The sequence below is a fragment of the Gloeocapsa sp. PCC 7428 genome, from assembly GCF_000317555.1.
Classification (GTDB): domain Bacteria; phylum Cyanobacteriota; class Cyanobacteriia; order Cyanobacteriales; family Chroococcidiopsidaceae; genus Chroogloeocystis.
Genome location: NC_019745.1, coordinates 1,399,342 through 1,411,501, shown reverse-complemented (window position 1 = coordinate 1,411,501; position 12,160 = coordinate 1,399,342). Strand labels below are relative to the sequence as shown.

Below are 12,160 nucleotides of genomic sequence, written 5' to 3'. Positions count from 1 at the left end.
ATCTATATACATGAAAAAAGGGTTCCTATCGTTGTCTTTGTTAATACACCAGCGGGAAGCCGCCAGAAATCAACGCGGCAACTTATGTAAAAAAAAAGCAACCCATAGCCTCTAATACTAGAGAATATGGGCTGTTGATAAAGAGTTATAGTTGTCTAATTCAATTTCTTATTCTCTGCATTACTGCTAAAAAGCTTGCAGTTGTCAAGAGAAAGTATTATTTTGTTTTCGCAAACACAAGCTTCACCTCAAAAAGGCATACTCTTCCCCTCTCTTTAGGCTGCTCAAGTGCACTCTCAGTGTCTTCTTTAGCAGACTACAGCGAAGGTACTCCGCTGGTAATTTTAAGTTATGTTAAGGTGTGTGTTACCTTGAAAACTTAATTTATGACATACAATTATATATAAATAAGAACATTTATGCTGTATTTCACGCTACAAAATCCTGATTTTTACCTAAATTTCCAGAAATAAGTCATTATATTTCCGTTTGACGAAGATTTCGTCTAGTGATAAGCTCTTGAACATTTAAATTGCCTATCTTATTTATTAAGAAAGACAACACGGAAGCGAACTAATAGGCAAATCTACGATAATTGTGTTCTGTTGAATTTCTACCTACTTAGGTTAGGTTTCAATACTTAGCGAAATTATGCTTCAGATTAGGAATGATTATTATTGGTATATTGTAATGAAAAACTTGGTATTCAAACCTTTGTCTTTCAAAAAGGTTGTAACTCAATGTAATTCCCATCTTTTGGTAGACGTTGGGGAGAGCAGGAGTGATTGATCGTAGAAAGTAGAACGGGCTGAGTTCTATTTTCGTTCTTATCTTAGGTAAGATGTAAATACAAGTAGATTTATTTTAGAGCACCATATCTATTGTGTGAGTGTTGTACATCTCAAATTTCACATCTGTAAGCTACACTTTGACCAATTAAATCTCTAAGATTTGTGCTTAATGTGATGTTTGTTAGCTATAAGGTGTGATCTTGGTCAAAGGCGAGATCATTCTCTCGACTCTATCATCTTTGACGTGTGCTACACAAAATGTAAAGTAGCTGAGCTGTGGCTTTGATGAATACAAAACTGCCATCTAATCAAGTTCAATTTTATTTACCGAACTTAGACTCGCTTGAGAATTCTGAGCAAGCCTTTGCTGATGCCTTTCTCAGAACTGCACAAACCCTACATCAGTATTTGGAACAAATCAAATCAGCGGTTAAAGCTATTCAAGAATTTACAGATGAGCCTTTCAACTCAGCTATTCTAGGTTTGTATACCAAAATGTGTAGCCATTATTATTCTTACGTTTTATTAGAGATATACCAACAAGATCAGGTAGGAATTAATTTTTTAGTAGAGCAATTATGTGATGCTACTATTACGTTAATGTATTTGCTGGAGGAAGCAGATCCTGCTCTTTTCTATGAATACATTTCTACTTCGATTGAGCAAGCTTGCAGTTTACTGGTTAACATTAATGAGGAACTGAAGGAGTCTCCTAAACGTCTAGAATTAATAAAGCTAAAAGAAAAATTAGAGGTGTTTATTGCTACACATAAAGAGTATCCTACTCGATATTCTTCAAGTTCAAAACCCAAAATAAAATGGGGTTCTCCTGAGGCGGATACCACTTCTAAGCGTGCAGATGTGTTAGGGTTTAACTTTATCTGTAGTCCTGCTAGGCAATTTAGCTTGAGGGTCGTACCAGCAAGCTGGTTAGATCTGCAACTTAATTATTCTTACTCTTCTCATTCGCATCCTAGTAGTTCAGAATTAAGTATTAATTTTACCCGTTTACGAGATACTGCGCATCTTTGTTTACATGCCACACAGGCTTTTTTAGATGAGATAGCATATAACTACAATCTTAGTAGTACAGGCTTGGCATTACATCAAAATCGTTTGACTTCGCTTTATGAATGGTTTCACAACGCGCACAAAATGTATCAATCACATCATTCACCAAAGCTATAGGTAGAAAGAATCAGAAGATTTAGCTAAGCTTTGCAGTAGTAGATATTTTTTTGCAAAGTGCCAAATTATTCTTTGTGGTAGATAAGTTTTGTCGAAGTCTGACGACTCATGCGGTAAGTAAACTCGCCTACCGAAGGGTTAGGAGTTTCAGGATGAATTGTACGACTTGTTCTTTTCCAGTCTTTATCAGTTGCCAGCGAAGTCACCGTTCTTCCATCTTCTTTCCGACAAACTTTCAACCACATTTTACCGTGTCGACCACACGTAAACGCTTCAATCCAAACATTATTATCAACATACACGCCTTTTGCTGCTAACATCACTGCGCTCTGGCGAGGCATACTTACATTTTGTTGGATCTCTAATGCTCCTGTATAAAATAAGTGATATTTCTCTCCACCTCTACGCCACAATCGCTGCTCGCAATAAGGGCAAAAAAAGCGTGTTACATTTTTACGACTACTACGTTTGCCAGGCATTAGAAACCTCTCACAAAAATTACTGCTCTAGAAGAATTGATCCTTACACTGCAAGTTAAACACGAGATTCACACCACCTTATAGACACTCCGCGATAATGCGCGTTTTTAATTAACTTCTTGTGCCTTAGAATACTTCAAGACTAAGTAAAGATTTTCCAGAAAGTAAATAAATTAATATCTTTGATTAGTTGCTTGATTGTCATATCCTAAGTACGATCTTTGGCGATTAAAATTAGAGTTCTACGTTTATCAAAACATTACAAATTATTTCTATATTAAAAACATATAAAATCCTCAAGCGAAGAAATAAAACGTACACACTTAATTCAAATAGGCACGAAAATAACCATCCAACTATAAAGTTGTTTTTATTAAATGCGTATTCTTAATCCCTCTTCCAAATACGCTGTTGTAAATTCTACTAGCGATCGCTCTTACTAATTACTGACTCAACTTGGAATACTACTTTAAATTTTAATTTTTACTGCAATTGGTTGTTAAGAAATACCTCTTTTGCATTATTTTCAATAACTTGCAACGCGTCAAGCACTGTTAAAGCGGGGTGTAGAACGCTTTGAATTAATGCAGATCTATCCTCTTAACTTAGGTTGCTTAAGTGCACTCATATGGTGTCTTCTTGAACAACCCGCAGCGTAAAACACTGGAGAAAGTAGTTAGTATTTAGCGTTTAGCTTTTTTGTAGGCAGGAAATATACTGAAATGTTCGGTTTTCTTCAGGTGTAATTACAGTATGTACATACCAACTCAAAAAAATCTGTAGTCTTGTATACAAAATTGAAAGGATTGCAAAATCTTTTTTCTATCCGAGTACGAAATTTGCCTCAATTCTGTCCAAATAACAGCACTTATACGGAACAAAATGTCGCGCTTTATCTTTGCTCAAAGTCATCCATTGCTTCGTATCAGCAATTGCTTCTGTGTGTATATTAGCTACGGTTTTCATCATATTTTCCTGATTAGCTCGGCTCTAAAATTAAGTTTTTTCTCATACAACTTAATTTTAAAAAGTCTATGAACTTCTCAGCACTAGTGTATGTATTTATGCGGCAAGTTCTCGGACGGTACTTAAATTTTTGATGAAGTTGTTGTTAAAGATTTGATGAAGCTGAGTAATACTTTTCGTAAAGAAAAATCTAAGATTAATATGCTGATACGAAAAAATGTTCAATTAGAGTTACAAAACTATACTACCTAATTTTGCTGAACTTAGGTTATAAAAAAATAAAATTTAAAAGATTTACTCTGCTTTAGTGTATAGAGAATTACTTTTGAGTGGTACTACTATCGAGATAATGTGCTTGTGGTTAAGAGGCTCGACAAACAACACAGCGTTGGAGATGATTGCTGTATTTATGACTTTTGGCTAATTTACTATGTTCAGTTCTTCATGTAGAACAAATACTGCTAAAACTCTGTATTAAGAAATATAAAGCAGAGTCAGAAAAAGTAGAAGAATTAAGTTTGTAAAAAGATAATTCTGTACTTAGCAAATTTAAGCCTTAACAAAACTTAGTGAAGACGCATTATATTTGTTAAATTGTGGCGAACTAGCCTGCGTCGCAAATAACCAGCACGCGAACTTAATATTTTTGAGGAGCTAATCCCTGTATACTTCAGAGTTTGAACAGATTAGCCTATCATTGGTACTGATTTAAAATGCTTAAATTGCACCGATCGCAGTATCTACTGCTCTTACTCTGTGCGGTGAGCCTGGCTATAACTTTAGTACTTACGCCACTATCGCACCAAACAACCATTGCTAGCACTCGCAGTTCTTCAGCACCGGAGTTAAGGGGTGTATGGTTAACAAATATAGATAGTGATGTTTTATTTGATCGCGATCGCCTTACGCAAGCGATCGCCCGCTTACATCAACTCAACTTCAATACAATTTATCCGACAGTTTGGAATTGGGGCTATACGCTTTACCCTAGCCGAATCGCACAACGCGTAATTGGGCGATCGCTCGATCCCACCCCAGGGCTACAACAGCGCGATATCTTAAACGAAATTGTGCGACAAGCACATCAAAAAAAGATAGCGGTCATTCCTTGGTTTGAGTTTGGCTTTATGGCACCGGCAGATTCACTGCTTGCCCAACGTCATCCACAATGGCTAACGAGTCGCCGTGACGGTAGCAAAATTTGGCAAGAGGGAACGCACGAACGTGTATGGCTGAATCCCTTTCGTCCTGATGTACAGCGATTTATATTAGATCTCATTGTCGAAATTGTCAGCAATTATGATGTAGACGGTATTCAATTTGACGATCACTTCGGCTTACCATCCGAGTTTGGCTATGATGCGTACACGGTAGCGCTTTATCAAAAAGAACACCAGGGTCAACGTCCACCAAGCGATCCCCAAGATGCAGCATGGGTACGCTGGCGTGCTGATAAAATTACAGCGTATATGCAACAAGTTTTTCGTGCTGTCAAAGCTAGAAAGCAAAATTGCTTAATATCTGTATCGCCAAATCCGCAACGCGTTTCCTACGACTTATTTTTAGCCGATTGGGAAAAGTGGGAACGTAAAGGCTTCGTCGAAGAATTAATTTTGCAAGTCTATCGCAACGACATCAACGTGTTTATTAGCGAATTGCAGTACCCTGAAGTTGTTGCAGCAAAACGTCATATTCCAGTCAGTATTGGAATTTTAAGCGGGCTAAAAAACCGCCATGTGCCAATTCAACAGATTCAAGATCAAGTAGCAGCAGTCCGCCAGCGCAAATTTGCCGGAGTTTCCTTTTTCTTCTACGAAACTTTGTGGAACCTTTCGCAAGAAAAGTCAAGCGATCGCCAATCCGTCTTTCAAAGAATTTTTTCAGCAGCAGCAGCGCGACCAAATATTTACAAAGGTTGGAAAAACGGCTAGTAGCTAGTAAATAGTGCTTAGTGCGCGAGTTTTGATATCTAAAACACTATTCTTCCTCTGCTCCTCTGCTTCCTCTGCTCTTTTCATACGCTCACCCACCGATCCCCAGACGTCCTGCTAAAGCGGGGGTAAGCGGTAAGAGGGTTGCAACCATTAAAAATAAAGCGAGTAATCCCAAAGCCGCGCGGGCGTCGTCGGGTTCACTGAGTTCATTTTGGCTGGGGCGTTCTAAGTCGCGTTGCAAAAAGACAATCACAACTGCCCAATATAAAGCTAGCGGATTCGCAAATGAGGCGATCGCCAGCACAATTAAGGTTGCGATTGTGGCGCGTCCAGCGGTTTTGCGCCCGTAGATTGCTTGCACAATCCGTCCGCCATCTAATTGTCCTGCTGGCATTAAATTTAGTGCTGTAATAACTAAACCTAACCAACCAATCACTGTGAGTGGGTGAACTGCAACAATATTTTGTTGCAGCGCCGAACCTAAAATGACACGAGCAATTGTTCCTACTAAAATCGACCCTTGAAAAAACTCGGTTGGTACTTGAAATAAACTTTCAGAGCGAGAAAGTAATAAACCAAGGATCAAGATAACGAAAGATAAAACACCGCCAAATGCAGGTCCGGCGAAAGCGACATCGAATAATACTTTCCGGTTGGGTAATATTGACTGAAATCGAGTAATGGCACCGAAAGCACCGATTTGTAAAGTTGGCAGAAAAAAGGGTGGGCTAAGACGCACTTGATAACGCCGTGCGATCAAGCGATGACCGAGTTCATGCGTTAGTAAAACGGCTAAAATACCCGCTGCAATTGGTAAAGGTTCTGAAAATCGTTGCCAGTTTGTAAAGAAATCAAACCCTAGCAAGATGCCCCCAGCTTCAAGACACGTAGCAATCGTGGCGACGAGTAAGGCAATTGCCAGGATTGTTTGTGGTACAGTCGTCGGCTGAGGGTCGTTACGGCTAGGCAGTACAATCACAACCGGCTTACCATCGAGGTTTTCGACTAAAAACAGACGATAGCGATCGCCTAATTGTTGTTGAAGATTGCTATTTAGTTTTTGGAAAACCGCTTCGGGTTCTCCGCGCAGATTACCCCTAAAGATAATTCCCTCTTGATAAGGAATTGTTTCGGTAGCAAAAAAAGTATCAACTCCAAAAATGCTGCGAATTGCCGTTAAGTCGGCATCAGCGATCGGTACGACTTCGGGTTGTAGCTGTGCGGGTGGAGTCGTTTCTTCAGTTTGGGTGTTGGCTTGAGTTGCATTCGCAAGGCGTTCGGTTGCGCGCGATCGCAAAATCGCATCTTGACCAGCCGCCCGCAGTTGTCTTCCCAGAAAAATATAGACTGCGGCTGAAGCGACTAACAAAAACAATATTCCCACTATATTTATATAAATCCCCGCAGCGAATGAACCAAAAAACAGTAACCACGGAGCCATTAACACCACTGACTGTAACCAGGCAATGATTCCTAGCTTGCCATACGGTCTAGCGCGATAAAAGCCCCAGCCCAGTATCATAAAAGCTGCTAATACAATCAGCCCGACTATAGAAGTTTCAGAGGTTATCGACATATTTCCCACCTTCGCTTCAACCTGCGATCGGCTTTAGCTCGCTAGCTGTTGCCAATCCTCTTAATAATTTACAAGACTTCCTTGACTAGAAGTTAGTAGCCGAGTGCTGATTCTTGCAATTCATGTCGTCAAGGGCAACAATTGGCTGCAAACTCGAGACCACAAGCAAGTTTACGCAAATTGGTTTACTCGCTGGCTGACATAACTTATGCTTTGATTTTGTGTAAACTAATACAACAAACTTTTAGCTACTGAATAAATCGTATGTACTTAAGTTTACAAATCACGCGATACATGACGTTTTGTTACAGAGCTAATCGCTGTTGCAGATGTTCTTTGTATTCTGGATTATTGTTACTGAAAAATTATGTTTTCTTCAGGAAATTAATGCTCAAAAACTCTATTTTTCAGGGACAATGATGTTACTTGCAGATATTACAGAACATAGAATCAAAACGCACAAGCTAGAGTTGAACAAGCAATTTCATTTCATTCAGGTGAAAATACAAATAATCAAAACTATTTTATTTAAATAACTATCAAGTATTAAATGGCTTAATAAGCATATAGTAATAAGATACTTACTCAAACATTAATTGTTAATCTTCTAAAGAAAAAATAAAAGTTGTAGTGCTGCATTGCTTTCGGCTCGACTAAGCGTGTCAGCTTAAAAATAAGCTGTGTAGCTTTCCGCTATGCGTTACTACTTTTATGAAGTGGCACTTAATGAAGTATGAGTTGTGTAGTATTGCTTATAGCCCTTTCAAATACTTCATAAAAATTTCTTCACTTTTTTCAGCGTTTTTAATTCTCTTTCACCAAATAAAAACGACAAATCATTTCTCCTCTGCCCACGCCAGTTGCTACAACGGAGGACTCGGCGATCCCCGCACGGCGCAGGCTCCTGAAGCTGCCTATTTGTAGTAAATTTAAAGTGACATGGTAGTACTCTACGCTTGATTGGAACAGGAGTTTCCCAAATCAATGAAATTTGTACGCAAGCTGAAAAAGACTTAAGATTTAAACATGGAATAAATTTGTAGCCGCCTAAAAAGTTAGTGCAGGCGAGACGCCTGCTTACTCCTCAATAAATTTCATCCAGCTTTAAAAAAGTTTGCAAAAGGACATTCGCGCCTTGCGTGCAGTGTTCTGGCGAAGTATATTCATCCTCAGCGTGGCTAATTCCAGCGCGACTAGGGACAAAAATCATTCCCATATCCGCAAATCGACCAATTTCTTGCGCATCGTGTCCCGCGCGACTTGGTAAGTAGGTATAGCTTAAGCCCAAATGCTGACAAATTTGCGCGATCGCCGCTTGAATATCTGGTGCAGCTAATGTTGGTAAAACGTGCAGCATCTGCGTCATTTCGATTTCTGTTTGCGTTGCAGCCGCAATGTCTACAAGTTGATTTTTGATCTGCGCTACCATATCTTCTAAATGAGTCTGGGACATATCGCGCAAGTCAATTTTCAAGTCTACCCTCGCCGGTACAATGTTAGCTGCGTTGGGAGAAACACTAAAGTAACCTACTGTCGCTACCTGTTCTCCTGGAGTTTCGGTTGCTAACTTGTTGACAGCTAAGACAATTTGCGATGCAGCGACTAAAGCATCTTTACGCATATTCATCGGCGTTGTTCCCGCATGGTTCGGACGCCCAGTAACAGTGACATGGTGACGATACTGTCCGACAATGCCAATGACAACCCCAACATCATCTCCTGTACTTTCTAAAACACCACCTTGTTCGACGTGTAATTCTACAAACGCCGCAATTTCACCTGGCTGGCGCTTTGCAGTTGCCAATTGCGACCAATCACCACCAATTCGTGCTAAGCAAGCTTCAATTGGCGTACCATCATTGCGACGATAACATCCAGGATCGAGAACCGCAGTCCCCGCCATTGCTTTGCAACCAAGAACGCTGTTTTCTTCGTCAGTAAACACTATCACCTCGATTGGGTGTCGCAGGCGAATATTATTTTCTTGAAGGACGTGTACAACTTCAATTCCTGCTAAAACGCCAAGAACGCCATCAAACTTCCCCGCCACAGGAACAGTATCAATATGCGAACCCGTAGCGAGTGCCCCTGCATTTTCTTGTCTTCCTGCATAAGTACCGATAATATTTCCTGCGGCATCAATCTGTACCGTCATTCCAGCTTCAATCATCCACGATTGTACAAGTTGTCGCGCGAGTATATCTTCAGCTGTAAACGCTACGCGGCTTACGCCTCCTCCTGGGAGTTTGCCAATTTCAGCTAACTGCGAAATATTTCGATTCAAGCGATCGCCATTCACGACAGGTATTAATGCAACAGTCATAAAACCCTCTTTGAAATTACTTATTGTGTCGAGTAAAAGATAGTTTCTCGCCTTCAAGAAGGCACGAGAAAAATTGAAACGAAGCGATCGCAATCCCAGTCAGCAAAACAGCAAACTCTGTTGTCAGTGTTCCTAATGCATATAACACCATGAGTTACGTTTGTCGTCATGCCAAAATTTCTAAAGGTAACGTCCTATTTCCTAGCATTGCACGTATTGTATTCTGTATACAGTAAAGCTGAATACTCTAGCACTTGTTATCGGTAAGTAAGTGGGTAAAAATAAACTTAACTTAAGGGCTGGTAATTGGCGAAGCCGCCGCACGCCTAAAGAGGTCTCTAAAGAAGGAACGGCGGTAACTGGTCATTGGTCATTGGAAAGAGTCTCTATTCCCCATTACCCAGTAGCACACCAATGCTAATCACTCCGTGCGGATATGGCTAAGTAAACGCCCGCCAGAACAACCGCAAACGCGCATAAATTCAAAATACTCAACTTTTCGGCAAAAATAATCAGCGCGAGTACAGCAGCGATCGCCGGAATCGCCAGCATCGACACAGCAACTAACCCAGAGGAAAATTTTGCCAAGCTATACGTTAGTAATCCTTGACCGACAACTTGGCAGACAATCGCTAAAGAAATAACTGTACACCAACCAACCCCAGACGTAGGAAACAATGGCTCTTGCGTCAGTAAGATAACGGGAAATACACCCAAACTCCCGATTAAACACGTCCATTGCATAATTGTCGGTGTTGCAAATTTAAGGCGGAGTTGCTCTAAACTCAAAAGACATACTGCTGCTAACATCGCTGCGCCTAACGCCGCACTATCGCCGAAAAGGTTACTATTTGCGCCTTGAAAATCTTCAATTCCAATCGCGATCGCGCCACACACAGCGATCGCCATTCCTAAGACAAATCTAGCTGAAAATTTTTGACCAAGTACGAGCCACGCACCCAAAGTTGTAAACAGCGGCATCATATTATTCAGTAATGTAGAGTTAGCAATACTCGTTTGCGTTAATGACCATGCCCATAATGTGAGTGAAGCGGCGAAACTCGTTCCCGCGATTGCGAGTAAACTGCGATCGCGCCAGGTATAAACCAGCGCCGATACAGAATGTGCGTGAATTTGACTAACAAACCTGAATCCATTCCATCCTGCAAATGCGATCGCCGCGATGCCCAAGCGATTAAAAGTTGTTGCATTTGGTCCAATTTCATACTGAGCAACAACCGTTAAAATCGAAGCAAACGCAATTCCGAGTAAAGCCATTCCCAGCGCGATCGCAGCAAATCCATTTGAGATCAAATCTTGAGGCGTGTTACTAACTGAGCCGAGTTTGAACTGCTCCATAGTGCGATCGCTAGCCAAATAGAAATGTATTTGCAGAGACTTTACATATACACTGCTTAGTAGCCCTAAAACAGTATATGAATAGACGCTGCGATTAAAACGTTACACCCGTAGTGCTTTTTCAATTAGCCACACAGTAGCGAAGAGATTAAATATTATAGGTATTAATAATCAGGTTTAAAGTCTTACCTTATGTAGTATTTATCAAAGCAGCCATTTACAGTATTCTGTATACAGTTGCCGGAATTCTCATTTTTTGCCGAACCTTCTCGACTTAAAATAATTAGCGGCTGCAATTTATCCTGTAAAGAATTAAGGAGTTATACATTGCCCCTGTCACCGCGATCGCTCCAGCGAAGTCAATCGCTACAGGAGCAAACTTATCAAGCATTGCGCACAGCTATCCTCTCAGGTGAACTAACGCCAGGGCAGCGGTTAATCGAAACTCATCTTGCCAAAAAGCTACAGGTGAGCAGAACTCCGATTCGAGAAGCACTCCGGCAACTGCAACGCGAGGAATTAGTCATCGCTGAACCGAATAATGTCTTACGTGTCGCGACAATTTCCATGACCGATGCGATACAGTTATACGATTGCCGACTCGCACTAGAGCAATTATCCGTAGTCGAAGCGTGCGAACACGCCACCGAGTCCCAAATTCAAAACTTGAACTTGATGGTGATGCAAGCCGAGAAGCTCATTAATAGTAAACCATCTCAACTCACTAACTTTCAACTGCTTGATTTAGATTACCGTTTTCATCGGCTACTCGCTGAGAGTTCAGGGAATTTATGGCTGCGATCGCTTCTCGATCAAGTATTTGATAAAATGATGCTTTTGAGAATTCATACGATTCAAAATAACCGCGACGTGCTAGAAATTCGGACGGAGCATCGCCAGATCTATGAAGCCGTACAAGCGCGGAATCCCGATGCAGCAACTCAAGCGATTAAAGCGCATCTTGTTGCGAGTAAAGAGCGAGTCGCACGTGAAATGCAGAATTTGCAACAAACCAGCAGTATTGTTCAAGAAGGTTAATGTATTTTAGATTTTGGATAACTTAGACGATCTATACATTGCATTCATTTTTTAAATCAGTTCAACTTGCAATTGGCGATTATTTAGAACAGACATGACCGAAACTAATACCAACTCAAACACAAGCACAAAGCGAATATTTATCTGTGGTTCAGCATTGCGCGGACAACCCGATCATCAAAACCTACAATCGGCGAAGTTTATCAAAGAAGCAAAAACTCAACCTCGCTATCGACTTCATGCAGCAGGTGATGGTTGGCATCCTGCAATTTACGAAGTAGAACAAGGCGGAATTTCGATTCCTGGCGAAGTATATGAATTAACTCAAGCCGAGTTTGACTACTTATCCGTCAATGAACCACCGAATATGTATCCGAGTGATATTGTTTTAGAAGATGGCGAAGTTCTGACTGCGTTTCTTTATCCGCAAGAGTTAGTACAAAAACATAATTGGCCTGATATTTCGCATCACGGTGGCTGGGCGGCTTATAAGGCTGCGAGTTAGG

8 protein-coding genes are annotated in these 12,160 nt (G+C 40.7%); 4 read left to right on the top strand and 4 right to left on the bottom strand.

Going from position 1 to position 12,160, the window contains the following annotated elements:
* Positions 1-1,076 precede the first annotated feature (1,076 nt).
* Complete coding sequence (locus GLO7428_RS06285; protein ID WP_015187731.1) at positions 1,077-1,979, top strand: hypothetical protein; 903 nt, start codon at positions 1,077-1,079, stop codon at positions 1,977-1,979.
* Positions 1,980-2,044: 65 nt separating this feature from the next.
* Here the strand turns inward: GLO7428_RS06285 and GLO7428_RS06280 are convergent, their stop codons facing one another.
* Entirely contained in the window at positions 2,045-2,458 is a 414-nt protein-coding gene (locus tag GLO7428_RS06280; RefSeq protein WP_015187730.1) for a hypothetical protein, read from the bottom strand.
* A gap of 1,679 nt (positions 2,459-4,137) precedes the next feature.
* On the opposite strand from GLO7428_RS06280, the gene GLO7428_RS06275 reads away from it, so the two are divergent.
* Positions 4,138-5,355 carry a glycoside hydrolase family 10 protein gene (locus tag GLO7428_RS06275; protein WP_015187729.1) on the top strand — a complete coding sequence of 406 codons (1,218 nt, stop codon included), beginning with the start codon at positions 4,138-4,140 and terminating at the stop codon, positions 5,353-5,355.
* A 91-nt stretch (positions 5,356-5,446) separates the two neighbouring features.
* Here GLO7428_RS06275 and GLO7428_RS06270 read toward each other — a convergent pair whose 3' ends face one another.
* The 3 genes from GLO7428_RS06270 to GLO7428_RS06255 all read right to left on the bottom strand — a co-directional run bounded on the left by GLO7428_RS06270 (position 5,447) and on the right by GLO7428_RS06255 (position 10,616).
* Positions 5,447-6,934: a site-2 protease family protein gene (locus GLO7428_RS06270; RefSeq protein ID WP_015187728.1), complete on the bottom strand. Its 1,488-nt coding sequence runs from the start codon at positions 6,932-6,934 to the stop codon at positions 5,447-5,449.
* A gap of 1,084 nt (positions 6,935-8,018) precedes the next feature.
* A complete protein-coding gene (locus GLO7428_RS06260; protein WP_015187725.1) occupies positions 8,019-9,257 on the bottom strand; it encodes a Zn-dependent hydrolase in 1,239 nt (412 codons plus the stop codon).
* 417 nt (positions 9,258-9,674) lie between these two features.
* A complete protein-coding gene (locus tag GLO7428_RS06255) occupies positions 9,675-10,616 on the bottom strand; it encodes a DMT family transporter (RefSeq protein ID WP_015187724.1) in 942 nt (313 codons plus the stop codon).
* A 327-nt stretch (positions 10,617-10,943) separates the two neighbouring features.
* Here GLO7428_RS06255 and GLO7428_RS06250 point away from each other — a divergent pair, with 327 nt between their 5' ends.
* Both GLO7428_RS06250 and GLO7428_RS06245 read left to right on the top strand, forming a co-directional pair.
* The gene (locus GLO7428_RS06250; RefSeq protein WP_015187723.1) at positions 10,944-11,654 is read left to right on the top strand and encodes a GntR family transcriptional regulator; all 711 of its coding nucleotides are present in this window, start codon (positions 10,944-10,946) and stop codon (positions 11,652-11,654) included.
* A gap of 94 nt (positions 11,655-11,748) precedes the next feature.
* A complete protein-coding gene (locus GLO7428_RS06245) occupies positions 11,749-12,159 on the top strand; it encodes a gamma-glutamylcyclotransferase (RefSeq protein WP_015187722.1) in 411 nt (136 codons plus the stop codon).
* Position 12,160 lies beyond the last annotated feature (1 nt).

Coding starts and splice junctions, on each gene's coding strand:
- GLO7428_RS06285 (WP_015187731.1), top strand. CDS start 1,077: ATGAATACAAAACTGCCATCTAATCAAGTTCAATTTTATTTACCGAAC.
- GLO7428_RS06280 (WP_015187730.1), bottom strand. CDS start 2,458: ATGCCTGGCAAACGTAGTAGTCGTAAAAATGTAACACGCTTTTTTTGC.
- GLO7428_RS06275 (WP_015187729.1), top strand. CDS start 4,138: ATGCTTAAATTGCACCGATCGCAGTATCTACTGCTCTTACTCTGTGCG.
- GLO7428_RS06270 (WP_015187728.1), bottom strand. CDS start 6,934: ATGTCGATAACCTCTGAAACTTCTATAGTCGGGCTGATTGTATTAGCA.
- GLO7428_RS06260 (WP_015187725.1), bottom strand. CDS start 9,257: ATGACTGTTGCATTAATACCTGTCGTGAATGGCGATCGCTTGAATCGA.
- GLO7428_RS06255 (WP_015187724.1), bottom strand. CDS start 10,616: ATGGAGCAGTTCAAACTCGGCTCAGTTAGTAACACGCCTCAAGATTTG.
- GLO7428_RS06245 (WP_015187722.1), top strand. CDS start 11,749: ATGACCGAAACTAATACCAACTCAAACACAAGCACAAAGCGAATATTT.